General features: G+C 38.3%; 24 protein-coding genes and 1 other annotated feature. Of the genes, 23 read left to right on the forward strand and 1 reads right to left on the reverse strand.

The window, feature by feature from the left end:
* From L6W14_RS04305 to ileS, 13 genes are all read left to right on the forward strand, one after another.
* Entirely contained in the window at nt 1-372 is a 372-nt protein-coding gene (locus L6W14_RS04305) for a small basic family protein (RefSeq protein ID WP_004224852.1), read from the forward strand.
* Between the two features lie 95 nt (nt 373-467).
* Nucleotides 468-1,751 carry a cell division protein FtsA gene (gene ftsA, locus L6W14_RS04310; RefSeq protein ID WP_004224856.1) on the forward strand — a complete coding sequence of 428 codons (1,284 nt, stop codon included), beginning with the start codon at nt 468-470 and terminating at the stop codon, nt 1,749-1,751.
* A gap of 53 nt (nt 1,752-1,804) precedes the next feature.
* Nucleotides 1,805-2,962, forward strand: coding sequence for a cell division protein FtsZ (gene ftsZ / locus L6W14_RS04315; RefSeq protein ID WP_004224858.1), 1,158 nt, complete (start codon nt 1,805-1,807; stop codon nt 2,960-2,962).
* Between the two features lie 182 nt (nt 2,963-3,144).
* Nucleotides 3,145-3,978 carry a sigma-E processing peptidase SpoIIGA gene (locus L6W14_RS04320; RefSeq protein WP_237899551.1) on the forward strand — a complete coding sequence of 278 codons (834 nt, stop codon included), beginning with the start codon at nt 3,145-3,147 and terminating at the stop codon, nt 3,976-3,978.
* A gap of 13 nt (nt 3,979-3,991) precedes the next feature.
* Nucleotides 3,992-4,699 (forward strand): RNA polymerase sporulation sigma factor SigE, encoded by a 708-nt coding sequence (sigE, locus tag L6W14_RS04325; RefSeq protein ID WP_009373518.1) that lies wholly within the window; start codon nt 3,992-3,994, stop codon nt 4,697-4,699.
* A gap of 114 nt (nt 4,700-4,813) precedes the next feature.
* Nucleotides 4,814-5,587, forward strand: a complete 774-nt coding sequence (sigG, locus tag L6W14_RS04330) for an RNA polymerase sporulation sigma factor SigG (protein WP_004227313.1) — start codon at nt 4,814-4,816, stop codon at nt 5,585-5,587.
* A gap of 131 nt (nt 5,588-5,718) precedes the next feature.
* Nucleotides 5,719-5,961, forward strand: a complete 243-nt coding sequence (locus tag L6W14_RS04335; protein WP_225340754.1) for a PRC-barrel domain-containing protein — start codon at nt 5,719-5,721, stop codon at nt 5,959-5,961.
* A gap of 119 nt (nt 5,962-6,080) precedes the next feature.
* Nucleotides 6,081-6,785, forward strand: coding sequence for a YggS family pyridoxal phosphate-dependent enzyme (locus tag L6W14_RS04340; RefSeq protein ID WP_305799920.1), 705 nt, complete (start codon nt 6,081-6,083; stop codon nt 6,783-6,785).
* Complete coding sequence (locus L6W14_RS04345; RefSeq protein WP_004227319.1) at nt 6,769-7,266, forward strand: cell division protein SepF; 498 nt, start codon at nt 6,769-6,771, stop codon at nt 7,264-7,266. Before L6W14_RS04340 ends, L6W14_RS04345 begins: the two co-directional genes overlap by 17 nt.
* A gap of 20 nt (nt 7,267-7,286) precedes the next feature.
* Entirely contained in the window at nt 7,287-7,568 is a 282-nt protein-coding gene (locus tag L6W14_RS04350; protein ID WP_004227322.1) for a YggT family protein, read from the forward strand.
* 169 nt (nt 7,569-7,737) lie between these two features.
* Entirely contained in the window at nt 7,738-8,526 is a 789-nt protein-coding gene (locus tag L6W14_RS04355) for a YlmH family RNA-binding protein (RefSeq protein WP_237899562.1), read from the forward strand.
* Nucleotides 8,527-8,621: 95 nt separating this feature from the next.
* Nucleotides 8,622-9,146, forward strand: a complete 525-nt coding sequence (locus L6W14_RS04360; protein WP_131521621.1) for a DivIVA domain-containing protein — start codon at nt 8,622-8,624, stop codon at nt 9,144-9,146.
* A gap of 96 nt (nt 9,147-9,242) precedes the next feature.
* Nucleotides 9,243-9,466, forward strand: a binding site (T-box leader).
* Between the two features lie 112 nt (nt 9,467-9,578).
* The gene (gene ileS, locus L6W14_RS04365) at nt 9,579-12,347 is read left to right on the forward strand and encodes an isoleucine--tRNA ligase (RefSeq protein WP_131521620.1); all 2,769 of its coding nucleotides are present in this window, start codon (nt 9,579-9,581) and stop codon (nt 12,345-12,347) included.
* A gap of 99 nt (nt 12,348-12,446) precedes the next feature.
* On the opposite strand, the gene L6W14_RS04370 is transcribed toward ileS, so the two are convergent.
* The gene (locus tag L6W14_RS04370) at nt 12,447-13,652 is read right to left on the reverse strand and encodes an AraC family transcriptional regulator (RefSeq protein ID WP_237899570.1); all 1,206 of its coding nucleotides are present in this window, start codon (nt 13,650-13,652) and stop codon (nt 12,447-12,449) included.
* Nucleotides 13,653-13,854: 202 nt separating this feature from the next.
* On the opposite strand from L6W14_RS04370, the gene L6W14_RS04375 reads away from it, so the two are divergent.
* The 10 genes from L6W14_RS04375 to carB all read left to right on the forward strand — a co-directional run bounded on the left by L6W14_RS04375 (nt 13,855) and on the right by carB (nt 26,080).
* The gene (locus L6W14_RS04375; protein WP_131521618.1) at nt 13,855-14,190 is read left to right on the forward strand and encodes a DUF485 domain-containing protein; all 336 of its coding nucleotides are present in this window, start codon (nt 13,855-13,857) and stop codon (nt 14,188-14,190) included.
* A 24-nt stretch (nt 14,191-14,214) separates the two neighbouring features.
* A complete protein-coding gene (locus L6W14_RS04380; protein WP_131521617.1) occupies nt 14,215-15,783 on the forward strand; it encodes a sodium/solute symporter in 1,569 nt (522 codons plus the stop codon).
* 153 nt (nt 15,784-15,936) lie between these two features.
* The gene (gene lspA / locus L6W14_RS04385; protein WP_004227346.1) at nt 15,937-16,416 is read left to right on the forward strand and encodes a signal peptidase II; all 480 of its coding nucleotides are present in this window, start codon (nt 15,937-15,939) and stop codon (nt 16,414-16,416) included.
* Nucleotides 16,413-17,324 (forward strand): RluA family pseudouridine synthase, encoded by a 912-nt coding sequence (locus tag L6W14_RS04390; protein ID WP_237899572.1) that lies wholly within the window; start codon nt 16,413-16,415, stop codon nt 17,322-17,324. Before lspA ends, L6W14_RS04390 begins: the two co-directional genes overlap by 4 nt.
* Before the next feature lie 240 nt (nt 17,325-17,564).
* Entirely contained in the window at nt 17,565-18,113 is a 549-nt protein-coding gene (pyrR, locus tag L6W14_RS04395; RefSeq protein WP_004227349.1) for a bifunctional pyr operon transcriptional regulator/uracil phosphoribosyltransferase PyrR, read from the forward strand.
* A 14-nt stretch (nt 18,114-18,127) separates the two neighbouring features.
* Nucleotides 18,128-19,438 (forward strand): uracil-xanthine permease family protein, encoded by a 1,311-nt coding sequence (locus tag L6W14_RS04400; protein WP_131521615.1) that lies wholly within the window; start codon nt 18,128-18,130, stop codon nt 19,436-19,438.
* 194 nt (nt 19,439-19,632) lie between these two features.
* Nucleotides 19,633-20,511 carry an aspartate carbamoyltransferase catalytic subunit gene (locus L6W14_RS04405; protein WP_131521614.1) on the forward strand — a complete coding sequence of 293 codons (879 nt, stop codon included), beginning with the start codon at nt 19,633-19,635 and terminating at the stop codon, nt 20,509-20,511.
* 1 nt (nt 20,512) lies between these two features.
* Nucleotides 20,513-21,790, forward strand: coding sequence for a dihydroorotase (locus L6W14_RS04410; protein ID WP_237899574.1), 1,278 nt, complete (start codon nt 20,513-20,515; stop codon nt 21,788-21,790).
* Nucleotides 21,790-22,890 (forward strand): glutamine-hydrolyzing carbamoyl-phosphate synthase small subunit, encoded by a 1,101-nt coding sequence (gene carA / locus L6W14_RS04415; RefSeq protein ID WP_016994256.1) that lies wholly within the window; start codon nt 21,790-21,792, stop codon nt 22,888-22,890. Before L6W14_RS04410 ends, carA begins: the two co-directional genes overlap by 1 nt.
* Nucleotides 22,883-26,080, forward strand: a complete 3,198-nt coding sequence (gene carB / locus L6W14_RS04420) for a carbamoyl-phosphate synthase large subunit (protein WP_115673784.1) — start codon at nt 22,883-22,885, stop codon at nt 26,078-26,080. Before carA ends, carB begins: the two co-directional genes overlap by 8 nt.

The raw sequence follows: 26,080 nt of genomic DNA on the forward strand, positions 1-26,080 counted from the left end.
ATGTGGCTACCATTTTTAGGTTTGATATTTGGACTTGCCCTTGGCTTGTTAACAAATATACAAATCCCCTCTATGTATGAAAATTATCTGTCAATAGCTGTTTTAGCAGCTTTAGATACATTATTTGGAGGTATTCGTGCTCAATTACAGCAAGTTTACGATGATAAAGTTTTTGTATCAGGATTCTTTTTTAATATAGTTCTAGCAGCAGGATTAGCTTTTATAGGAGTGAATTTGGGGATAGATTTGTATTTAGCAGCGATTTTCGCTTTCGGAGTACGTTTATTCCAAAATATAGCAATCATTAGGCGTATATTACTAACTCGGTTAGATGAGAAACGTCACAAGCGGAAAAAAACTTCCATAGAATGAGAGAAAAATTGACCAAAATACTCGATTTGCTTAGACATTATGCGAAGTTTACAATAGAATGAAAACAAGAGCATTTTTCAAGGAGGTGCAGCGAATTGAATCAGCAAGATTTATACATTTCCCTTGATATTGGGTCCTCCTCTGTCAAGGTATTAATAGGTGAAATGAGTGACGGGCAATTACATGTAATTGGCGTCGGAAATGTAAAGTCGAATGGAGTTCGAAAAGGTGCGATTGTTGATATTGACGCAACAGTACAATCTATTCGAAAAGCAATAGAACAGGCCGAACGAATGACTGGTTATCAAATCCATGAAGTCGTTTTAGGCGTTCCAGCTAACCAGACGATGTTACAGCTAGTTAAAGGTGTTGTCGCTGTAAATAGTGAAAATAGAGAAATTACAGATGATGATTTAGACAGAGTGGTAGAATCTGCACAAGTCATGTCAATACCTCCTGAACGTGAATTAGTTAACATCATTCCAAGACAGTTTATTGTGGACAACCTTGATGAAATTAAAGATCCTCGTGGTATGATTGGCATCCGTCTTGAAATGGATGCAACAATGATAACGACATCCAAAACGCTTTTACACAATGTTCTTCGCTGTGTTGAGCGAGCGGGTTTAAGTATACGAGAAATATATTTGCAGCCATTAGCATCAGGCTACTTTGCATTAACAGAAGATGAAAAAAACCAAGGAACTGCCTTCATTGACTTAGGTGGCGGATCTACAACAATTGCAGTTTTTGAAGAGGGATTATTAACGCATACGGGTGTCATACCAGTTGGTGGTGATCATATAACGAAAGATATTTCAATCGTTTTAAAAACACCAACAGAACAAGCAGAACAAATTAAACACCAGTTTGGACATGCCTTTTATGATGACGCATCAGATGATGAACTCTTTGAAGTGCCTGTCGTGGGTACAGATTCTACTGATCAGTACAGCCAACGCTATATATCGGAGATTATCGGTGCTAGATTAGAAGAATTACTAGAGTTAGTTATAGATGAATTAGCACGTTTAGGTGTTAGAGATTTACCAGGCGGTGTAGTTTTAACTGGTGGTGTTGCAAAGCTTGAGGGGATTGCCCAATTAGCACGTCAAATTCTACAAACGCGTGTTAGAATCTATACACCCGATTATATCGGTGTTAGAGAGCCTTCATTTGCGACGGCAGTTGGACTTATTCGTTACGCCTATTTAGAAGATGATTTTTACGGTAAAAGTACGAATACGCAGCCTGTTGAATATGCAGTTGTAGGGGCTCAACCAGCTATAAGCAAAAAGCAAGAGTATTCTGCACCTTCAGAACCAAAAGAAAGCGTAATTGGGAGAGCAAAAAAATTATTTGATAAGTTTTTTGATTAACTAGAATGCGTAATGAATGATACAGAGTCGAGTTACCGTGGGAGGAAAAAGAGATGTTAGAATTTGATACAAGTGTTGACGAACTTGCAGTAATAAAGGTCATAGGTGTTGGTGGCGGCGGTAACAACGCTGTCAATCGAATGATAGAACATGGTGTACAGGGTGTTGACTTTATCGCAGTTAACACGGATGCACAGGCATTAAATTTATCCAAAGCGGAAGTAAGGCTACAAATTGGGGCTAAATTAACGCGTGGATTAGGTGCAGGTGCAAATCCAGAAGTAGGAAAAAAAGCTGCTGAAGAGAGCAGAGAACAGTTAGAAGAGGTTTTAAGAGGCGCCGATATGGTATTCGTGACTGCTGGTATGGGCGGCGGAACGGGTACTGGAGCAGCTCCAGTGATTGCACAAATTGCACGTGAATTGGGAGCCCTAACAGTAGGTGTTGTCACTCGTCCATTTACTTTTGAAGGTCGTAAACGTCAAACACAAGCAATCGGTGGAATTGGCGGTATGAAAGAAGCAGTAGATACACTGATTGTGATACCAAACGACAAGCTACTACAAATAGTTGATAAATCAACACCGATGTTAGAAGCCTTTAGAGAAGCCGATAATGTATTACGTCAAGGTGTACAAGGTATTTCAGATTTAATTGCTACACCTGGTCTTATTAACTTAGACTTTGCAGACGTGAAAACGATTATGTCCAACAAAGGTTCAGCTTTAATGGGAATTGGTATTGCAACAGGGGAAAACCGAGCTTCTGAGGCTGCAAAGAAAGCTATTTCAAGTCCATTGCTTGAATCATCCATTGATGGCGCTAAAGGTGTTCTTATGAACATTACAGGTGGTTCAAATCTTAGCTTATTTGAAGTACAAGAAGCAGCAGATATCGTAGCTTCTGCATCAGATGAAGAGGTAAATATGATTTTCGGTTCTGTAATTAATGAAAATCTTAAAGATGAAATTATTGTTACAGTTATTGCGACAGGCTTCACCGAGGAAGCTTTACAGCAACAACGACCTACAGCAAAACCAACACTTAACATGAACAGACAATCTGCTCCACAGCAACAAGCACCTATTCGTGAACAACGACAAGAAATGCATGTTCAACATGAGCAGCCACGTCAAAATCAGCAAAATTATGCACAGGATGACATGCTTGAGGTTCCGGCATTTTTACGTAACCGCAAAAATCGTGGTTAATTAACTTCTAAAAAGCTCGTATTTTACATATGTAAAATACGAGCTTTTTATATTGACTGCCATGATGTTCGAATGTGTAAGGAAACCATGTTTTTTGTCAAAACATTTTTAGGAAATGATGCGATTGTTTGACAATATTTGTGGGAGTAACGTGCTAACTTTGTAAGTAGGAGGCGGCTGTTATGTATGGAGAATGGCTGGTGCTCATTAATACGCTTTTTAATCTAGCGATACTCACGTTTACGGCAAGAGTAACAGGAGTCCTTGTAAAAAATTCAAGATTATTAATGAGTTCTATTTGTAGTAGTTTTGTAGCTGTCATTGGCGGTCAAATGCTGTGGACGACAATTCTGAGTTTTATATTGTTAATTGGTATAGCGTTTCACTTTAAGATTCGAAGCTTTCAGAAGCAAGGACCGATTGTATTAACAGCAACGATCGTCATTGGCGGATTGTTAACAGCGCTACAACCTTTTTTTAAAAATCTTTCTGCCACCCATTTCATTATGATTTGCTTTTTGCTTGCAGTTTTAAATCTTATTGCATTTTATAAGCAATGGGGTTTTGTAAAGCTAGAACGCTTAAGTGGTCAATTTGTATTTGATACAACTTTAACAATCTTTGGGGCAAAAATACCACTTTCTGCCTTTGTAGATACAGGAAATCAAGCCATTGAGCCATTATCAGGAAAGCCGGTTCATTTTGTTTCCTATACTGCTTTGAGACCACATTTACCTTCAGCGTTCCGGGAATCATTAATGAAATGGCAAGAAACAGATCCGTACAATGTATCTATGTTTTCAGAAGATTATCAGCGTTATATACGATTTATTCATGTCAATACAGTACAGCAGCAAACCGTTGTCCTTGGTTTTCGCTTTGATGAGTGGCATATAAAGGGGGAGCCTTCGCAAGTGAAAATGAATGAATATATCGTATTAACCAAAAAAGCTAAAAATTTTCCACATAGCACAGCAGCAATTTTACATTTTTCAGCGCTTTCAAATAACTCATAGAGGGGGAGAACTATTGCTTCTTAGGCTACTTGCTAGCTTGAAAAAATTATGGAGTAAGTTTCGGAGTCGTGAAACGTACTATATAGGGGGAAATGATTCATTGCCAGTGCCATTAAGTCGAGAAGAAGAAGTTACAGTCATTGCATCCTTTATGAATGGTGATTTACGAGCTAGAGACACACTAATTGAACGTAATTTACGTCTTGTTGTTTATATTGCTAGACGTTTTGATAATACGGGAACGCCAATCGAAGACTTAATCAGTATTGGCTCCATTGGTTTAATAAAGGCAATTGAGACGTTCAATACGGATAAAAATATTAAGCTTGCAACATACGCATCACGCTGTATTGAAAATGAAATTTTAATGCATTTACGAAAAACAAGTCGTATGAAGGGTGAAGTATCCTTAGATGAACCATTAAATTCTGATGCAGATGGAAATGAATTATTACTGTCAGATATTTTAGGAACAGAAGAGCATATTATTTTAGATAATGTAGAGAAAAAAATTGAACGTCAGCATATGTTCCACGCTATTAATTTACTAGGTGCGCGTGAACGTTATATTATGGAATGTCGCTTTGGTCTCAATGGAAAAGTTGAAATGACACAAAAAGAAGTTGCAGATCATTTAGGCATATCGCAATCATATATTTCCCGTTTAGAAAAGAAAATTATTCAAGATTTACGTGAAAATTTAAATCAACCAATTTCTTAGAAAGGGAAATTTATCCTACCTAAAATTGGTCGCAGCTTTTGTGCATATTCTTGTTTCTCTCGGACAAACTGATGTCACGGTTTAGTCAGAGAATAACATCCGGAGGAATCGAATATGCGAACAAAAGTAGATCTTTGCGGCTTAGATACATCGACTTTGCCAATTCTAAAGCACGAGGAAATGAAGGAACTCTTCATCCGATTGCAAGCTGGAGAAACAGAGATTAGAGAAGAGCTTGTGATGTGCAATTTAAGGTTAGTGCTTAGTATTGTCGGTAGATTTGCCTATAGAGGTGAACAGGCAGATGATTTATTTCAAGTTGGCTGTATTGGCCTCATGAAAGCCATTGATCATTTTGATTTAAAGCATAATGTACGATTTTCGACATATGCTGTACCAATGATTATTGGTGAAATTCGTCGCCATCTGCGTGATCATCATGCATTACGTGTATCTCGCTCTCTAAGAGATATAGCTTATAAGGCAATGCAGGCAAAAGAGCAATGGATAACCGATAATTTGCGAGAACCAACGATTGAAGAAATTGCCGAGATGATTGACATGAAAAAGGAAGACGTTTTATTTGCTTTAGATGCCATTCAAGATCCAGTTTCATTACAGGAACCCATTTATTCAGATGGCGGAGATGCAGTTTATATGATGGACCAATTACGTGATGATGATGTATCAGAGGATCAATGGGTTGCCTATGTGTCGGTAAAGGAAAGCTTGCAAAAGCTAGATGAACGTCAGCAAATGATCGTTGCCAAACGATTTTATTATGGAGAGACCCAAACTGAGATTGCCAAAGAACTTGGGATTTCTCAAGCACAAATATCACGTCTTGAAAAAAATGCAATTGAAACAATGCAAAAAGATTACAAATAAAAAAATGCGCATCGTATAATTCGGTGCGCATTTTATCTTCATTCAATGAACAAATGATACATAAATATAAAGTAACAGCAAAGTTTGATGGTAGTAGAAATGTTTATACGAAAGTAAACAATAGAGGAGGTATGTCATTGCGTTTTTCGATGTTACAACAAAAAGAAGTCATTGAAGCAGGAAATGGACGATTTATAGGCTTTGTAATAGATGCTGAAGTATCAAAAGAAACAGGCTATGTGACAGCATTTTTGATTGCAGAGCCTCGCAAATATCTTGGTTTTTTTAAAGGTGAAGAGTCTGTGAGAAAAGTGTATATGAAGGATGTGCTTGTTGTTGGTAAGGATGTCATTTTAGTCAAAGCCCTTTCCTAAGACATAGGCACATTAAAATTGTGAGAATTGTATGCTGACATAGGTCAGGCTATTCATTGATAAATCAAGCATTGCTTGTTACAATAAAAGAAACTATTGTTGTAAAGTTGGGAAAAACAGTGACAAAAATCTTAACAAATTTAAACAAACTAAATGATTTAATAACAGCAGCAGAAAAAAAAGGGAATCGTGAGGGCGAAAAAGTCCAAATAATTGCCGTGACGAAGGAAGTTTCTGTTGAAAGAACACAAGAAGCAATTGAAGCAGGGCTCACTCATTTAGGAGAAAACAGACCAGAGGGCTTACATCGTAAAATTACTGAGATACATGCTGATGTTCATTGGCATTACATTGGGTCGCTTCAAACACGTAAAGTAAAACAAGTGATTAACAGCATTGATTATTTACACTCCTTAGATCGTTTGATTTTGGCAGAAGAAATTGAAAAAAGAGCCGAACAACCTGTTAAATGTTTTGTACAAGTAAATATTTCTGGTGAAGAATCAAAACATGGTTTAACTATCGAAGAAGTTTTGCCTTTTGTAGAAGCATTAAAAGGTTTTACGAAGATTCAAGTTGTAGGTTTAATGACTATGGCACCAAACACCGAAAACGAAGCAATTATTCGCTCTGTTTTCAAGCAATTAAAACAATGTCAACAGCAAATAGCCGAGCAAGGATTCGCACACGCACCTTGTACCGAGTTATCAATGGGCATGTCTAATGACTTTGAAATTGCGGTAGAGGAAGGGGCTACTTTTGTTCGAGTCGGAACGGCTCTTGTTGGAAATGAAAGAGGGGAACAGGATGAGCATGAAAAATAAGATTAAAAACTTCTTTTACCTTGAAGAAGAATTAGAAGAAGAAATCACGCAAGCTCCTATTCAGCAACAACAACCCATACAACAACAGCAACCGATTCATTCAGTTAAGCCAAAAAAAATGATGAAAGAACGCAAAGCACCTATTCATGAAATCATGCCACAAAGCACAGCAACTCCTAATAACATTGTCAGTTTGCAGGCAGCTATGAGTTCTAAGGGAGCAAAAGTTGTTTTAATAGAACCGAGAGTTTATGCAGAAGCACAAGATATCGCAGAGCATTTAAAAAATAAACGTGCAACAATTGTCAATTTGCAACGTATCGAAAGAGAGCAAGGCAAACGCATTATTGATTTTTTAAGTGGCACAGTCTATGCTCTTGCTGGAGATATTCAACGTATTGGTAAAGATATCTTCCTTTGTACGCCAGATAATGTAGAAGTGACTGGTGAAATTACAAACTTTATTTTAGACGATAATTAATAGCGAGGATTGTAGTTTATATGACTTTTTTTATTATACTTGGTTATGTATCATTAGCATTTAAGATTTACTCATTCATGCTAATTGCATATATCTTAATGTCTTGGGTGCCTGCCGCTCAAAATTCAGCAATTGGTCGCATGCTTGAAAAAGTTTGTGAGCCATATTTAGGTATTTTTAGGAAATTCATTCCGCCTCTTGGTATGATTGATATTTCGCCAATTGTGGCCATCTTTATGCTGAATTTTATAGAAAGAGGGCTTTATATAGTCATTCAGAAAATATATTTTATGTTCGCTTAGAAATAAATCCTCACGTTTTGGTGGGGATTTTTTATTTATTTTAATTATCCTCGCTACAAAGCGACTAATAAAAAATATTAAAACAATGACGTCCAAACGTTATGAATTGGGAATACTAAGTTTCCAACTAACAAAGCAAAAAGGAACTAGTGAAAGAGGAGACAACAAGATGGAACACTTAATCCAGCATTTTCGAAAAGATGAACAGCCCTTTATTGAACAGGTAATAAGCTGGCAGCGTGAGGTTGAAGATCGTTATGCGCCTAAGCTGACAGATTTTCTTGATCCAAGACAGCGTTTTATTGTGACATCGATTATCGGGCAAGATGATACGCTAAAAACTGCATGCACAGGTTTATTTGAAGAGGCGGAGAGGCAGCGTATGCTTATTTTTCCTACTTACTATGAAGTGATAGAGGAGGACTTTCAGTTAGTGGCATTTACGATTCAATATCCAGTGAAATTTGTCCAATTACGACATCCTGATGTTTTAGGTGCGTTGCTTTCATTAGGTTTAAACCGTGGCAAGTTTGGTGATATTCGGGTAAATGATCAGCAGGTGCAATTCGTTGTAGCCCAAGAGGTAGCAGAATATGTTCGGTTACATTTAACAGGTATTGGTAAAGTTAAGGTGCATATTGAGTCTTTAAAAGAAGCGGATTCCCTTATTGTAAATGAGGAAGAATGGTTGGAGGAATCTCATACAGTATCTTCCATGCGCTTAGATGTAATTATTGCGACTGTATTAAATGTATCACGCCAAAAAGCTCAAGCTTTAATAACTGGAAAAAAAGTTCGTGTAAATTGGACAGAAAGAGATACAGTTGCTTTTGAATTACAGGAGGGAGATATTTTATCGATACGTGGAAGTGGACGGATGAAAATTATTATGACTGAAGGCCGAACTAAAAAAGATAAAATCCGTCTTCAAGTCGGTCGATTGGCCCAAAAAAGCTGAAAGTGAAGTAAATTTCATTAATTTTTACTGCTAAGTTGTCGGAACAATTGTATAATAGAAATTACGAATGTACATGTAAAGGAGAGAAGGATTGTATGCCATTATCACCTATTGATATACATAATAAGGAGTTTACAAAAGCCTTCAGAGGTTATGCTGAAGATGAAGTAAATGAATTTTTAGATCAGATTATTAAAGACTATGAAATTCTGCTTCGTGAAAAAAAAGAGGTTGATAAGCAATTAGAGATGGCTTTAGAACAAGCGAGACATTTCAACTCCTTAGAAGAAACTTTGCAGAAGTCTATTGTCGTTGCACAAGAAGCGGCTGATGAAGTGAGAAGAAATTCTCAAAAAGAGGCAAAACTCATTGTAAAAGAAGCTGAAAAAAATGCTGATCGAATTGTCAATGAAGCTTTGACGAAGGCTCGTAAGGTGACGATTGAAATTGATGAGCTTAAAAAGCAATCTAAGGTATTTCGTAATCGTTTCAAGATGCTTGTAGAAGCACAGCTGGATTTACTTAATGCAGATGACTGGGATCATTTGCTGCAATATGATATCGATTTAACAGAAATTCAAGCATCTGTTGAAGAAGCACAGGATTCTGAGGATATTTAACTTTTCTTTTTAATTGCTGTAATTGACAAATGAAACTTGACGCGATTGTTTGAATTTCATATACTTTGTAATAGTAATTATTTTGAACAGATATGCATAAAAGCAGAGACGAAGACAGTATTTGTTAGGCGTTGTTAAGCGATTTGGGGACAGTGAGAGCCCAAACATACAACTAGCATTGAACATCACTTCTGAGCTAAATAACTGAAAAAAGTAGGTTATTTCGTGATGCACGACGTTAAACGTGCTTTTAAGAGGTAGTGCAATTTTTTGTACTACAATTAGGGTGGTACCGCGAGTAGAAGCTTCTCGTCCCTTAGTGGGATTGAGGGCTTTTTTTGTTTGTTTCCGAATCGTTTTAGATAAGTTTGCCAATAACTGTCTTATGAGAAAAATGTCTACCTGTTTGTGTAAAATAAAGGAGGAATTTTAATGGTTGAATACAAAGATACTTTATTAATGCCAAAAACAGATTTCCCAATGCGTGGAAATTTACCGGCAAATGAGCCAAAAATGCAAGAAAAATGGAATGGCATGGATATTAACAAATTACAGATGGAACGTACGGAAGGTCGACCAGAATTTGTTCTACATGATGGTCCTCCCTATGCAAATGGTGATATCCATATCGGCCATGCTCTAAATAAAGTATTGAAGGATATGATTACACGTCATCGCTCCATGACTGGCTACCATGTCAATTATATTCCAGGTTGGGATACACATGGTTTACCAATTGAGCAAGCATTGACTAACAAAGGTGTAAAACGCAAAGAGATGTCAGTAGCAGCATTCCGCCAACTTTGTGAAGAGTATGCTTATGAGCAAATTGACAATCAACGTGCCCAATTCCGCCGTCTAGGCATTCGAGGTGATTGGGAAAATCCATATATTACATTAAAGCCTGAGTTTGAAGCTCGTCAAATTGAAGTATTCGGTAAAATGGCGGAAAAAGGTTATATCTATAAAGGGTTAAAGCCGGTTTATTGGTCTCCTTCTTCTGAATCTGCTTTGGCGGAAGCTGAAATTGAATATAAGGACATCAAATCTCCATCCATTTATGTAAGCTTTGCAATTAAGGATGCGAAGGGTGTTGTTCCAGCAGATGCTAAATTTATCATTTGGACAACAACACCATGGACATTACCAGCAAACTTAGGGATTTCTTTGAATCCTGAATTTATCTATGTAGTAGTTGCAGTGGCTAATAAAAAATTCATCATTGCCAAAGAGTTATTAGAGTCAGTGGCAACTACGCTTGGATGGGTAGACTATGAGGTTGTCCAAGAGGTAAAAGGAGAGGCATTAGATCGTATTGTAGCACAACATCCATTCTACGATCGTGAATCGCTTATTATGGTAGGTGAACACGTAACTGCTGAAGCGGGTACAGGTTGTGTTCATACAGCCCCAGGGCATGGTGAAGACGATTATCATATTGGTAAACAGTATGGTTTAGGTATTCTTAGCCCTCTTGATAATAGTGGCTGTTATACAGATGAAGCACCTGGTTTTGAAGGCGTGTTTTATAATGATGCAAATAAACTCGTCACAGAAAAACTAAAAGAAGTAGGAGCGTTAGAAAAGCTTGATTTCTTTACGCACTCCTATCCACATGACTGGCGTACGAAAAAGCCTGTTATTTATCGTGCGACACCACAATGGTTTGCATCTGTTGAAGCATTCCGTGGGGAGTTATTAGAGGCTGTAAAAGCAACAGCATTTACACCAGCTTGGGGAGAAACTCGTCTTTATAATATGATTCGTGATCGTGGAGACTGGGTAATTTCACGTCAACGTGCGTGGGGTGTGCCGATTCCGATTTTCTATGCTGAAAATGGTGAACCTATTATTACACCTCAAACAATTAGTCATGTCTCAGCATTATTCCGTGAGAATGGATCAAATATTTGGTTCCAAAAAACAGCAAAAGAGTTATTACCAGAAGGCTTTACACATCCAGGTAGCCCGAACGGCGAATTTACAAAAGAAAATGATATTATGGATGTATGGTTTGATTCCGGTTCATCACACCAAGGTGTACTAGTAGAACGTGGTATGAAATATCCAGCTGATCTCTATTTAGAGGGTTCTGACCAACATCGTGGTTGGTTTAATTCCTCTCTTATTACATCTGTAGCTATTAACGGCTATGCACCATACAAAGGACTTTTAACACATGGTTTTGTACTTGATGGTGAAGGACGTAAAATGAGTAAATCTTTAGGGAATGTGATTATTCCGCAAAAAGTAATGGATCAGTATGGAGCAGACATACTTCGTTTATGGGTTGCTTCTGTTGATTATACAGCAGATGTGCGCATCTCTATGGATATGTTAAAGCAAGTATCTGAGGTGTATCGTAAAATTCGTAATACTTTCCGTTTCTTGCACGGCAATATTGCTGATTTCGATCCTACGAAAGATCGTGTAAGTTATGCTGAGCTTCGTGAAATGGATCAATATGTGTATATGCGCTTACAGGATGTCTTAAAAACTGTACGTGCTGCCTATGATCGCTATGATTTTGCTGCTGTCTATCATGTAGTCAATAATTTCGTTGCTGTAGAGTTATCTTCATTCTATCTTGATATTGCCAAAGACGTAGTCTATATCGAGGGTCATGACAATAAGGATCGTCGTGCGATGCAAACAGTTATTTATGATACATTGATGACATTAGTAAAAATCATGACACCAATTATCCCACATACAACGGATGAAATGTGGTCTTATTTACATGTTCAAGGTATTGTAGAAGAAGTTTCTGTTCAATTAACAGATTTCCCAGAGGTAGATGTTCAAGCGAATTTTGACAGCCTACGTACAAAATGGGAAAAAATTATTGATGTACGCGATGATATTTTAAAAGCATTAGAGGAAGCACGTAATGCGAAAACAATTGGTAAATCACTTGAAGCAAAAGTCACTGTCTACGCGAAAGAAGATGTTGTCGCATTATTGAACGATGCCAACATTGACTTTGCACAACTTTCCATCGTTTCAGCTTTTGAGGTAGCTGCTATCGAGGAGGCACCTGCTGAAGCTTTAGCACTTGAGCATGTTTCCATTGTTGTTGAGAAGGCTACAGGTGAGAAATGTGAGCGTTGCTGGTCAATTTCTGAAACAGTTGGTTCAAATGAAGCACAACCTACAGTATGTGCTCGCTGTGCAGAAGTTGTAGAAAAGTATTACGTTTAATCTATAAATAACAAGAATCTGCATTTAAATGTAGAGGATGTGCAAGTCTCCTTGTTGGAGGCTTGCTTTTTTCATGGAAGTTTTGCAGATTCTTTTCCATTATTTAAATAAAATTTCTGTCGTATTGCGATAGTCTGTTGGAGAGATCCCTACATATTTTTTAAAAGTTAAGCTATAGTAATTTGGTGTATTGAAGCCACAGGTGGAGGAGATTTTTTCTATGGTGTAGTCGTACTTGCGTAAAAAAGGTAAGGTTTTGATAATGCGTGTATAAGCAACATAGTCAACAAAATTGCGACCTGTTTCTTTTTTAAATAGTCTACTAAAATGAGTTGGGCTAAAGTTAATATATTTTGCAACATCACGAATGGTCAGTTGTTCGTCGTAATGTTCTTCAATATACTGAATAGCTTTTTGCAGCTGCTCATGTCTTGTTAAATCTTCGTAATATCGGATGTGTATATTATGGATAGGTGGTTTTCTACGTGCTTTTCTAGCCTGGCTATAGGATTCCTTCACTTGCATAGCATCCTGAAATACACCTCCAACTCCCATAAAAAGATGAATAGAACAATCCCTTTTTAGGGTCTCGATAACCTCTAATAAACAGGCTTCACCCTCAGTCCAATGTTTGAAAGAGTTATAAGCAGTAGGAATTCGCATGAGAAGTAATAAATAGCGTTCAAAATGTAAAAAGGATAATGAGGCCTTCTCCGCAAAGTGCTGACGAAAAACAGTTGTAATACGACTACTTGCATCGTGTGGGACAGCTCTCTTATTATCCCCATCAATATAGCCTTGAATTAAAAATACAATATTAGGAATACAGCTTGTCGATAAAAATGAAGCAGATTGTATTATTTCTTGTTCATTGTCAATTTCTCCACGGATCAGGCGTTTTAAAAATGCTTCCCTAAATGGAGAGGTATGTTGTTGGGACACTTGTTGTGATAGCTCAAGTATTGTAAGCGTACTCGCCTTTTTTTCCTGATAGGACGTATACAGTTTTTTTACGATTCGTAAAAATTTTGATTTTTGTAATGGTTTTATGAGAAGTGCAGGTAAAGCTAATTCAATTGCTATACCAGTCGAGTAGGTAAGGTGTTCTGTAACAAACGGGACAATAATACTATTAGGATAGTTTCTTTTTAATCGATTAATTTTTACCCAGTCAAATAACCGATTGACTTCATAGACAATAATGACCTCATCTTCTGGCTTTGGCACTTTACATTCCTCTAAAGCGTTTGGTAAAACCTCTTTTAACCATTCACTCATCTGCAGCTTGTCAAATGAGCTTTCCATATACCATACCACCTTTAAAATGCTACCAGCCCCCTACGAATAAAAAGATAAAAATATTTTAACTTAAAATAGCAATTTTTTGTACTAATACAGCAATATTTTATATCTATATTGAAGTTGAAATAGAATAGAATAATTGTAGTGAATAATAATTTGAAATTTCAGATAATTATTTACTTATCAGAAAAGGGGGAGTTGGCTTATGGCGGAAGTAGGCAGTCATGATTATGACTATGTAGAAGCAGGAACAATTGATGTGAAAGATCTACCACCTTTAGATGCAACAACAAACAAAATTATGAAAGATGAATTTACAACAGGTTTAGGTTTATCGATATTTTACTTTATTTTGATTTTTAGTATCCCTGTTATGAATTGGTTTGCGCCAGCATTTGCGTTTAAGAAAATCTGGGGTGGTATGACAGTCACATGGTTTGTGACAACGATTGTAATGATGGCTATGGCATTTATTATTGCATATGTTCATACAGCCATGTACGAGAAACGTCTAAAAAAATACGATATAGCAAATAAGTAGTTGGAACAAAGGGGGAAATGTTGAATGATGGAAGCTCTATTAGAACCAAAGATGTTAATGACCATTGCTTTAATGGGGACAATTGTATACATTACGTATTTAACAAAAAGAAATGCAACAGCATCGGATTTCTTTGTAGGTGGCCGAAGCTTCGGATGGTTTACAAATGGTTCTGCCATTGGTGGGGATTACTTAAGTGCAGCAACATTTCTGGGCATCGCAGGGTTAACATTTCAACTTGGATATGATGGTGCTTATTATGCTTTTTGCTTTTCCATTGGGTTAACATTATTAGCGATTTTTGTGGCAGGTCCTTTAAGACGCTTCGGTGCATTTACCGTTGCAGATTTTTTAGGCTATCGTTTTCATAGTAGACGAGCACGGCTTGTAGCGGTAGCGGTGGTTTTAGCAATTTCTGGCTTTTATGCAGCTCCACAATTATTAGGTGCCGCACAAATTTTAAGTATGTTTTTTGGTACTTCTTATGAATTCGGCATTATATTTACTTGTGTTGTTATGATTTTTTATGTAGGTATTGGTGGTATGAAAGGAACAACCATCAACCAAGCATTAGAGTTGTGGATTCGTCTAGGTGCGTTTATCGTGATGTTAATTGCAGCAGTTTATGGCGGTTTACATTATGATAAAATTTTAGCAGCCATCCATTCATTTAGTGGTCCGATCACTGGCACTTCACCGTATGCCCTAGATGGCAATGATATCAATTTTGATGGTGCTGCTTGGACAGGCACAGGCTTCTATTTCCCAACGTTCTGGCAAACAATTAGTATGACGATTGGGTTAGCACTAGGAACAATTGGACTTCCACATATATTATTGCGTTTTTATACAAATCCAAGTGCTAAAGCAGCCCGTAAATCTGCACTCATGGCCATTGGGATTGCAAGCGCGTTCTTCTTGTTAGCTGTTTATTTAGGTGTTGTAGGTCGATCTATTTTCATTTCTGGGACAGCTAGTGAGGAAGTTATGCGTGATTTAGTGCTGGGTGGGAATAATATGGTCATTCCTACTACAGCCCTTGCACTAGGTGGCAAATGGCTACTTGGATTAGTTATAGCAGGAGCATTTGCAGCTATTTTCTCCAATCTTTCAGGATTGTTTATTACAAGCTCGGGTGCACTAGCTCATGATTTATATGCCAATATCATGAAAAAGGATATTACACAAAAACAACGAGTTATTGCTGGGAAAGTGGCTATTGTAATATTAGGTATTTTATATGGAGCATTGGGCTTACTTGTAAAGGATGCATCCATTGGCCATTTAGTGGCGCTCGCCTTTACTGTCGCTGCAAGTACATTTACCCCAATATTTATTTTAGGTATTTGGTGGAGAGGCATGACAGAGAAAGGAGCCATTGCAGGATTATTAATAGGACTTGGCGTGTCTATGTGGATGATCTTTTTACCAGGAACGTTACCAAGCTTCTTGCAGTTTAAAATTCCGGGTATTGTGACAGTGCCTGTGGGCTTCTTATCTGTTATTATCGTGTCTTTAATAGATCGCAAAGTTCCTGCTGATGTTAATGACTTCATGAAGCGAGTACATTCAAAAGAATCTGAAACTGTCTAACCAATAAGTTATGGCTATTTCTATTGCTTAAACGTAATAGGGGTAGCCTTTTTATATTTCTTGAAGAGATTTAGATTAGATAGGATATTAGTTATTGTGAATGGAACTGTTATGGTAGAATAGGTAAGATGTTGAGTGAACGGAGGAATGTCTGTGTATAAATATTATGGATTAGCTGCTTTTGTCGTTTTACTGGATCAATGGACAAAATGGCTGATTGTGAAAAATATGGAATATGCTGAACGCATTGCTGTATGGGACCCTTGGTTTGGTATTTTGTCTCATCGAAATAGAGGGGCAGCATGGGGGATGCTAGAGGGGCAAATGTGGTTGTTTAGTATTGTCACAGTTGCTGTTATCTGTGCGATTGTCTATTTTTATCATAAAGAAGCAAAGGGAAAGCCTGTTTTTCAAGTCGGCTTAATGCTTTTGCTTGGTGGTGCAGTAGGAAACTTTATTGACCGTCTATTTAGAGGAGAAGTGGTCGATTTTGTAGATGTTTTAATTCCGATTATTAATTATGATTTCCCTATTTTTAATGTGGCAGATGCTGCATTAACAATAGCGGTTGTCGTGCTGATGATTGGCTTAATTATGGAAGATAAAAAAGAGAAGAAACAGGTGAAACAATGATGCAAGTAACATATACAATCGAAGAACAGCAGCAAGGAGAGCGCATTGATAAAGCACTTTCCAGCTTACAATCTGAGTGGTCACGCACGCAAATTGGGAACTGGATTAGTGAGGGAGTCATTAAAGTAAACGGTGATGTGGTAAAGGCAAAATATAAGGTTAAAGCTGGTGACATCATCGCTATTGATGTACCAGAAGTGGAAGAATTGGATGTTGTCGCAGAAAATTTAGATTTAGATATTGTTTATGAGGATGCAGATGTTCTTGTTGTGAATAAACCAAAGGGTATGGTGGTACATCCAGCACCGGGCCATATGGGAGGTACACTGGTAAATGGCTTAATGTATCATTGTAAAGACTTATCAGGGATTAATGGTGTACTACGACCAGGGATTGTCCATCGTATCGACAAAGATACATCGGGCTTATTGATGGTTGCTAAAAACGATACGGCTCATGAATCATTAGTCAATCAATTAGTGAATAAAACAGTTACTCGTAAATATATTGCTCTTGTCCACGGGCATATTGCGCATGATAAGGGGACAATTGATGCACCAATTGGTCGTGACCAAAAAGATCGCCAAAAACAAGCAGTTGTCGATAATGGTAAACATGCTGTCACACACTTCCAAGTTGTTGAACGTTTTGGTGACTATACGCTTGTGGAATGTCGTTTAGAAACAGGACGTACACACCAAATTCGTGTGCATATGAATTATATTGGCTTCCCACTTGTTGGAGATCCAAAATATGGTCCGAAAAAGACAATCGACTTTGGGGGACAAGTTTTACATGCAGCGACTTTAGGTTTCGATCATCCTTCATCTGGAGAATATTTGGAGTTTGAAACACCACTTCCAGCTGATTATGAACAATTATTAAATGATTTACGAAATAGGCATTGACGTATACGAAAAGAAAGTCTATACTAACGACAGTGAATGAACAACATAACTAAATATTCACCTTTAATGGCAGTCCAGAGAGGCTGAGAAGGGACATGTGATAGTGTTGTGGAAATTTGTGCTGCAAATTTTTCCAACATGCTTTTTCGACACGTATACAACCCTCTCAGGCTATTCGCCTCGAGAGGTTTTTTTATGGACACATGGCCGATAATAGATTGGAGAGAGGAGGATACGAATATGGCACAAAATGAATTATTAGATGGCCCATCAATGACACGAGCATTAACACGTATTGCCCATGAAATAATTGAACGTAATAAAGGAATCGATGAATGTATTTTAGTTGGCATTAAAACAAGAGGTGCCTTTCTAGCCAGACGTTTGGCGCAGCGAATTGAAAAAATTGAAGGTAAACCGATTCGTACAGGGGAACTTGATATTACACTTTACCGAGATGATTTAACAACGAAACATGAAAACGAACAAGCACATGTAGAACAAGTTGATATCGAGTATCAAGTGAAAAATCAAAAAATCATCTTAGTGGATGATGTACTTTATACAGGTCGAACAGTACGTGCAGCTCTAGATGCTGTAATGGATTTAGGAAGACCGGCACAAATTCAACTAGCTGTTCTAGTAGATAGAGGACATCGAGAGCTACCAATTAGAGCAGACTATGTGGGAAAAAACGTTCCAACTTCTGGCTCTGAGCGCATTGTTGTCAATTTACAAGAGGTAGACGGAGAAGATTGCGTCATTATTTATAAAGAAGACGAACAATAAAGTGAGGAAACAGTATGTCAAATGCAGTTTTAGATATTAAGGATAAACCGACCCCGCTCCAGCTAGTGACATTAAGTTTCCAGCATATGTTTGCGATGTTTGGTTCAACGATTTTAGTACCGCAGTTAGTAGGTCTTAGTCCAGCGATTGCCCTTTTAACAAGCGGAATTGCTACATTATTCTTCCTATTAATTACAAAATTTCAGGTACCAGCTTATTTAGGATCATCCTTCGCCTTTATTGCACCAATCCTACTTGCTGCAGGTGGTTTAAATGAAGACGGTTCAAGTGTAAACCCAGGCAATGCCATGATCGGTGCTATGGCAGTCGGCATTACGTACGGGATTGTATCCTTAATCATTTGGAAAAGTGGTTATAAGTGGATTATGAAAATTTTGCCACCGATTGTGGTAGGCCCAGTAATTATGGTAATTGGGCTTGGACTTTCAGGTACGGCTGTGAATATGGCAATGAACGTCAATGGAGAGTATAGCTTTTTACACTTCTCAGCTGCTTTAGTGACGGTCTTTACAGCTATCATCTTTACGATTTTCTTTAAAGGAATTTTAAGCACTATGCCAATTTTGATGGGCCTAATTGTAGGGTACATTTACTCCATGATGATCGACATAGTAGACTATACACCGATTGCCAAAGCAAAATTCTTCGCAATGCCTGATTTCTTAATACCAGGTGTGCATTATGAGTTTGAAATAACAACAAAAATTCTACTTATCATGGTACCAATCGTAATTGTAACAATTTCGGAACATATAGGACATCAACTGGTATTAGGAAAAGTAGTAGATCGGGATTATATTAAAGAGCCAGGACTACACCGTTCGCTACTAGGTGACGGGCTTGGCACATTTGTGAGTGCTTTAATCGGAGGTCCTCCGAAAACAACATATGGTGAAAATATTGGTGTACTAGCCATTACTCGAGTATACAGTATCTACGTTATTGCAGGTGCAGCAGTGGTTGCTATCTTACTATCATTCTTCGGGAAAGCAATGGCAGTAATTGCAACGATTCCAACCGCAGTACTTGGTGGAGTTTCCATCTTACTCTTTGGAATTATCGCAGCAAGTGGCTTACGTATGCTGGTAGATAATCATATTGATTTTGGTAACAGTCGTAACCTAGTAATTGCTTCAGTGATTTTAGTCATTGGTATTGGCGGTGCCAAGTTTGTTATCTCAGAATCATTGAGTGTAGAAGGAATGGCACTAGCAGCGATTATTGGTGTGCTATTAAATGCGATTCTACCAGGTAAAAAAGAAGCTGATATACCCGTACAATACAATCAAAATAAAGATTCATAGTAGTACCTTTTAATGAATTGTCCAGAGAGGCAAAAAAAGGGAAGTTGTGGACAGGCTGAAGTGGGATGTATGTCTTGCTGTAGTTTGTCACGCCTCCTCATGCCTCGTTGATGACATCAACGGGGCTTTTACTTTATATACAGAGAACGTCATACATAGGCGTTCACGATTCACAACCTAATGGAGGTCACATGATGAAGAACTTATTATCGATGGAACATTTAACAACAGAAGAGATTAACCAAATCCTAGATCTTGCGCAAGCATTTGAAAATGGTGAAACATCATCGTTATCTCGCACACACAAAGTGGCCAATCTATTCTTTGAACCAAGTACTCGTACAAAAACAAGCTTTGAAATGGCAGAATACAAAATTGGCTGTCATGTTATCCCTTTTGATGCAGGGTTTTCGAGTGTTACGAAAGGGGAAACGATGTACGATACGGTCAAAACATTGGAAATGATTGGTTTAGATGCTGTCATCATTCGAGCGTCAGAAGATGAGTATTACAATGAGCTGCTGGATGGTATTAATGTAGCGATTATTAATGCAGGAGATGGTGCTGGGCAACACCCTTCACAATCCTTATTGGATCTTTATACCATCAAAAAGGAGTTTGGCTATTTCGAAGGGTTGAATGTCACAATTGCAGGAGATATCTCTCATAGTCGAGTAGCGAAATCAAATGCAACAGCATTACAAAATTTAGGGGCAAATGTTCATTTCCTTTGCCCAGAAGAATGGTCTGGCGGTTTTGAAGCGCACCATTCATGGGATAATCTGATCGAAATAAGTGATGTCATTATGTTACTACGTGTGCAACATGAACGTCATAAAGTAAATAAAAGCTTCTCAAAGGAAGGTTACCATCAAGAGTTTGGTTTAACAATTGAACGAGAAAAGCAAATGAAAGAATCGGCCATTATTATGCATCCAGCACCCGTTAATCGTGATGTCGAAATTGCTTCTGAGTTAGTCGAGTGTGATCGCTCTCGAATTTTTGAACAGGTGCGGAACGGTGTTTACACAAGGATGGCTATTATGGAAACCATTTTAAAGGGGAGAGAATAACATGACAAAGGTACTTCAAAATGTACAAATGCTAGATGAACAAGGTGAATTAAAGACAGTCAATATTGCAATGGCAGACGGAAAGATTACGGCTATTGGTCAAGATGTGACTGTAGCAGGTGCAGAACTGATTGAAGGACATGGTTTAATCGTAGCACCAGGCTTTATCGATGTTCATACACATTTACGAGAGCCAGGATTTGAGCATAAGGAAACCATTGCAACAGGTTCGGCATCAGCAGCAAAAGGTGGCTTTACGACAATTTGCGCAATGCCTAATACAAAGCCAGTACCTGATTCGGTTGAAAACATGCAACTCATCAATGGGCTCATTCAGGACAGTGCGGTTATTCGAGTACTCCCATACGGTTCCCTAACAAAGGATATATCGGGTGAGGTTCGAACAAATATTGAAGAATTAAAAGCACATGGAGCAGTGGCATTCTCAGATGATGGTGTTGGTATCCAGCTAGCCTCAACGATGTATGAGCAAATGAAAGATGCGGCCCAGCACGATATGGTCGTTGTAGCGCATTGTGAGGACAACTCATTAATCTATGATGGCGTGATGCATGAAGGAAAGCGTAATAAAGAGCTAGGCCTCTCAGGAATACCTTCCATCTGTGAATCCGTACAAATTGCACGAGATGTACTACTTGCAGAAGCAGCAGGCGCTCGTTACCATGTTTGTCATGTATCGACGAAGGAATCAGTGCGTGCGGTAAGAGATGCAAAGGCTGCGGGAATCCGTGTTACAGCAGAAGTTTGTCCACATCATTTATTGCTAGAAGAGATGGATATTCCATCTGATGATGCTAATTGGAAAATGAACCCACCATTACGCGCAGCTGATGATAAAGATTCTCTACATGCAGCACTACTTGATGGTACAATCGACTGCATTGCAACAGATCATGCGCCACACACAGTAGAAGAAAAATGCTGCGGTATGGTTGGCGCACCATTTGGTATTGTAGGTTTCGAAACTGCTTTCCCACTACTTTATACACAGTTTGTAGAAACAGGAAAGTGGACGTTAAAACAATTAATTGATTGGATGACAGTGAAAGCAGCTGAGATTTTTGATCTGCCATATGGCACATTAGAAGTAGGTGCTTCAGCTGATATGATTTTAATTGATATTCAAAAAGAACAAACGATTGATGCAGAAGGCTTTGTATCAAAAGGTCGTAATACACCATTCAACGGCTGGGTGGCAAAGGGTTGGCCAGTACTAACGATTTTTGAAGGCAATATCGTATATCAGGAGGCAGAGTAATGAAAAAACGTTTACTAGTTTTAGAAGATGGCACAGTATTTACAGGTACAGCATTTGGTAGCGAGCGCGCTTCACAAGGTGAGGTTGTATTCACAACAGGGATGACGGGTTATCAGGAAACGATTTCAGATCCTTCATTCTATGGACAAATTGTCACTTTAACTTATCCTTTAGTTGGTAACTACGGCATTAACCGTGATGACTTTGAATCGATTACGCCAGCAATTCGTGGATTTGTTGTACGTGAATTAGCTAAAAATCCTTCGAATTTCCGCTGTGATTTAACTTTAGATGACTATTTGACATCAAAGGATATCCCAGGAATTGAAGGGATTGATACACGAAAATTAACACGTATTATTCGTAGTAAAGGTTCCGTAAAAGCGATTTTGACAGCTGCTGATGAAGAAGTAAATGTGGATGAAATTGTGGCACAATTACAAGCAACGCCAGCCATTACGCACCATGTTCGTGAAGTATCACCAAAAGCAGCCTATCCATCTCCAGGACGTGGTAAACGAGTTGTTCTAATTGATTATGGAATGAAGCATGGAATTTTACGTGAGTTAAACAAACGTGATTGTGATGTGCTAGTCGTACCGTATAATACGTCAGCTGAGGAAATTTTAGCTTGGCATCCAGATGGCATCATGTTGTCGAATGGACCAGGAAATCCTGAAGATGTTCAAGAAGGCATTGAAACAGTACGTAACTTAATTGGAAAAGTGCCAATGTTCGGTATTTGTTTAGGCCATCAAATCTTTTCTTTAGCAAGTGGTGCGAAAGCCTTTAAATTACCATTTGGACACCGTGGTGGTAACCATCCAGTAAAAGATTTACGCACAGGTCGTACAGATTTAACATCTCAGAACCATGGCTATGCCATCGATATCGAATCATTAAAAGATACCGATTTAGAATTAACACATATCGCGTTAAATGATGGAACATGTGAAGGTGTACGTCATAAAAAATATCCAATTTTCACAGTGCAATATCACCCAGAAGCATCACCAGGTCCAGAAGATTCAAACCATTTATTTGATGAATTCATCGAAATGATGGAAGTAGAAGCAGGGAAGGGGAAACAACATGCCTAAACGTACAGATATTGAAACTATTTTAGTAATCGGCTCAGGCCCAATTGTTATCGGACAAGCAGCAGAATTTGACTATGCAGGAACACAAGCATGTCTTTCATTAAAAGAAGAGGGCTACCGCGTTATTTTAATTAACTCAAACCCTGCTACAATCATGACAGATACAGAAATCGCAGACAAAGTCTATATTGAGCCAATTTCTCTTGATTTTGTATCGCGTATATTACGTAAAGAACGCCCAGACGCGATTTTACCAACACTTGGTGGTCAAACAGGCCTAAATATGGCGATCGAATTAGACAAATCAGGTATTCTAGATGAGCTTGGAATTGAAATTCTAGGTACTAAATTAGATGCCATCCATAAAGCGGAGGACCGTGATTTATTCCGTAATTTAATGTATGAGTTAGGAGCTCCAGTTCCTGAATCTGATATTATTCATAACTTAGATGAAGCGAAAAGATTTGTTGCAAAAATTGGCTACCCTGTCATTGTTCGACCTGCCTTTACACTTGGCGGTACAGGTGGCGGTATTTGCTACAACGATCAAGACTTAGAAGAAATTGTGACATCGGGTTTAAAATATTCCCCTGTAACGCAATGTCTATTAGAGAAATCAATCGCAGGCTATAAAGAAATTGAATACGAAGTAATGCGTGATGCAGCTGACAATGCCATCGTTGTATGTAACATGGAAAACGTTGACCCAGTAGGGATTCATACAGGTGACTCAATCGTTGTTGCACCAACGCAAACACTATCTGATCGCGAAAACCAAATGCTACGTAATATTTCACTCGATATTATTCGCGCTTTAAAAATTGAAGGTGGCTGTAACGTACAGCTTGCACTTGATCCATATAGCTTTAATTACTATGTGATTGAAGTAAATCCACGTGTCTCTCGTTCATCTGCGTTAGCATCAAAAGCAACAGGTTATCCAATTGCTAAGCTAGCCGCTAAAATTGCAGTAGGCTTAACGTTAGATGAAATTAAAAATCCTGTAACAGGTTCAACATATGCTTGTTTTGAGCCTGCACTGGACTATATCGTAGCAAAAATTCCTCGTTGGCCATTCGATAAATTCGAATCTGCTAAACGTAATCTTGGTACGCAAATGAAAGCTACTGGTGAAGTAATGGCGTTAGGTCGTACTTTTGAGGAAGCTATGCTAAAAGCGGTTCGTTCTCTTGAGACAGGTCAAGTACACTTAGAGTTAAAACATGCTGAAGAAAATTCAGATTCTTGGATTGAAAAACGTATTCGCAAGGCTGGGGATGAACGTCTATTCTTCATCGGTGAAGCTTTACGTCGAGGTGTAACAATTGAACAAATTCATGAATGGTCAGCAATCGATCTATTCTTCTTAAATAAATTTAAAAATATTGTGGATATGGAACAAACGCTTGCTGACAATAAGAATGACAAAGACGTACTACGAACAGCTAAACGTTTAGGCTTTGCAGATAAGAAAATTGCTGAGCTTTGGGAAACAACACCAGAAGAACTGTATGCTTATCGTAAAGAGCATGGGATTATGCCAGTTTATAAAATGGTGGATACATGTGCAGCAGAATTTGAATCAGAAACACCATATTTCTATGGCACATATGAAGACGAAAATGAATCGATTAAGTCTGAAAAACCTTCTGTGGTGGTACTAGGTTCAGGTCCAATCCGCATTGGCCAAGGTGTAGAATTTGACTACGCCACAGTACACTCAGTTTGGGCGATTCAAGAAGCGGGTTATGAAGCGATCATCATTAACTCAAATCCAGAAACAGTGTCAACAGATTTCTCAATTTCCGATAAATTATACTTTGAACCATTAACAATTGAGGATGTTATGCATATTATCGACTTAGAACAACCAATTGGTGTTGTTGTTCAATTCGGTGGTCAAACGGCTATTAACCTTGCTGATAAATTAGCTGCTAATGGCGTGAAAATCTTAGGTACGTCTCTTGAGGATATTGACCGTGCAGAAAACCGCGATAAATTTGAGCAGGCGCTACGTGAATTAGATATTCCACAACCTCAAGGAGAAACAGCAGTTTCTACAGAGGAGGCTCTTGCCATTGGTGAGCGTCTAGGCTTCCCAGTGCTTGTTCGCCCTTCTTATGTACTTGGTGGACGTGCAATGGAAATTGTTTATAACCAAGAAGAATTACAGCACTATATGGAAAACGCGGTAGAGGCATCTCCAGATCATCCAGTATTAGTAGACCGTTACTTAACAGGACAGGAAATTGAAGTAGATGCTATCTGTGACGGTGAGAATGTGTTAATACCAGGAATTATGGAGCATATCGAGCGTGCAGGAGTTCACTCTGGTGACTCAATCTCTGTTTACCCACCGCAAAAATTAACACAGGCACAAAAAGATACATTAGTTGACTATACAACTCGTCTTGCGAAGGGGCTAGGCATCATCGGCTTAATGAACATCCAATATGTCATTTCACAAAACGAAGTATTTGTTATCGAGGTGAACCCACGTTCATCACGTACAGTACCGTTCCTAAGTAAGATTACAAATATCCCAATGGCTAATATTGCAACAAAAGCAATCCTTGGCAAATCCATTGTAGAGCAAGGCTATCCAACAGGCCTAGCAGCTGAGCAAAGAGGTGTATTTGTAAAAGTACCAGTGTTCTCATTCGCTAAATTACGACGTGTAGACATTACATTAGGACCTGAAATGAAATCTACTGGTGAAGTAATGGGGAAAGATGCAACATTAGAAAAAGCTCTTTATAAAGGCTTAGTTGCAGCAGGTATGGAAATACGAACAGAAGGTACAGTATTATTCACTGTGTCTGATAAAGATAAGGAAGAAGCGATTGCATTAGCAAAACGCTTCTCAACAGTAGGCTATCGCATTGTAGCAACAGAAGGTACAGCAAAAGCATTTGAAGCAGCAGGTGTACGAACTGATGTAGTAGGCAAGATTGGAGCGAAAGGACAAACATTGATTGACCTTATCCAAAATGGGGAAGCTCAGCTTGTTGTCAACACTTTAACAAAAGGCAAGCAACCAGCTCGTGACGGCTTCCGAATTCGTCGTGAGTCTGTAGAAAATGGTGTACCTTGCCTAACATCTTTAGATACAGCAGAAGCAATGGTACGTGTTATCGAATCTATGACATTTACAGCAGAACAAATGCCAAAAGCGGAGGTAGTACACTAA

Origin of the sequence: Lysinibacillus sp. ACHW1.5, from assembly GCF_022014815.1 — a bacterium.
GTDB classification, from domain to species: domain Bacteria; phylum Bacillota; class Bacilli; order Bacillales_A; family Planococcaceae; genus Lysinibacillus; species Lysinibacillus capsici.

What these genes read in the sequence shown, in the direction of transcription:
- carB (WP_115673784.1), top strand. Translation starts at nt 22,883, where the DNA reads ATGCCTAAACGTACAGATATTGAAACTATTTTAGTAATCGGCTCAGGC.
- sigG (WP_004227313.1), top strand. Translation starts at nt 4,814, where the DNA reads ATGCGAACAAAAGTAGATCTTTGCGGCTTAGATACATCGACTTTGCCA.
- L6W14_RS04305 (WP_004224852.1), top strand. Translation starts at nt 1, where the DNA reads ATGTGGCTACCATTTTTAGGTTTGATATTTGGACTTGCCCTTGGCTTG.
- L6W14_RS04370 (WP_237899570.1), bottom strand. Translation starts at nt 13,652, where the DNA reads ATGGAAAGCTCATTTGACAAGCTGCAGATGAGTGAATGGTTAAAAGAG.
- L6W14_RS04380 (WP_131521617.1), top strand. Translation starts at nt 14,215, where the DNA reads ATGATGGAAGCTCTATTAGAACCAAAGATGTTAATGACCATTGCTTTA.
- L6W14_RS04405 (WP_131521614.1), top strand. Translation starts at nt 19,633, where the DNA reads ATGAAGAACTTATTATCGATGGAACATTTAACAACAGAAGAGATTAAC.
- L6W14_RS04335 (WP_225340754.1), top strand. Translation starts at nt 5,719, where the DNA reads ATGTCATTGCGTTTTTCGATGTTACAACAAAAAGAAGTCATTGAAGCA.
- L6W14_RS04360 (WP_131521621.1), top strand. Translation starts at nt 8,622, where the DNA reads ATGCCATTATCACCTATTGATATACATAATAAGGAGTTTACAAAAGCC.
- ftsZ (WP_004224858.1), top strand. Translation starts at nt 1,805, where the DNA reads ATGTTAGAATTTGATACAAGTGTTGACGAACTTGCAGTAATAAAGGTC.
- L6W14_RS04390 (WP_237899572.1), top strand. Translation starts at nt 16,413, where the DNA reads ATGATGCAAGTAACATATACAATCGAAGAACAGCAGCAAGGAGAGCGC.
- pyrR (WP_004227349.1), top strand. Translation starts at nt 17,565, where the DNA reads ATGGCACAAAATGAATTATTAGATGGCCCATCAATGACACGAGCATTA.
- ileS (WP_131521620.1), top strand. Translation starts at nt 9,579, where the DNA reads ATGGTTGAATACAAAGATACTTTATTAATGCCAAAAACAGATTTCCCA.
- L6W14_RS04410 (WP_237899574.1), top strand. Translation starts at nt 20,513, where the DNA reads ATGACAAAGGTACTTCAAAATGTACAAATGCTAGATGAACAAGGTGAA.
- L6W14_RS04320 (WP_237899551.1), top strand. Translation starts at nt 3,145, where the DNA reads ATGTATGGAGAATGGCTGGTGCTCATTAATACGCTTTTTAATCTAGCG.
- L6W14_RS04350 (WP_004227322.1), top strand. Translation starts at nt 7,287, where the DNA reads ATGACTTTTTTTATTATACTTGGTTATGTATCATTAGCATTTAAGATT.
- L6W14_RS04400 (WP_131521615.1), top strand. Translation starts at nt 18,128, where the DNA reads ATGTCAAATGCAGTTTTAGATATTAAGGATAAACCGACCCCGCTCCAG.
- L6W14_RS04345 (WP_004227319.1), top strand. Translation starts at nt 6,769, where the DNA reads ATGAGCATGAAAAATAAGATTAAAAACTTCTTTTACCTTGAAGAAGAA.
- L6W14_RS04355 (WP_237899562.1), top strand. Translation starts at nt 7,738, where the DNA reads ATGGAACACTTAATCCAGCATTTTCGAAAAGATGAACAGCCCTTTATT.
- carA (WP_016994256.1), top strand. Translation starts at nt 21,790, where the DNA reads ATGAAAAAACGTTTACTAGTTTTAGAAGATGGCACAGTATTTACAGGT.
- L6W14_RS04375 (WP_131521618.1), top strand. Translation starts at nt 13,855, where the DNA reads ATGGCGGAAGTAGGCAGTCATGATTATGACTATGTAGAAGCAGGAACA.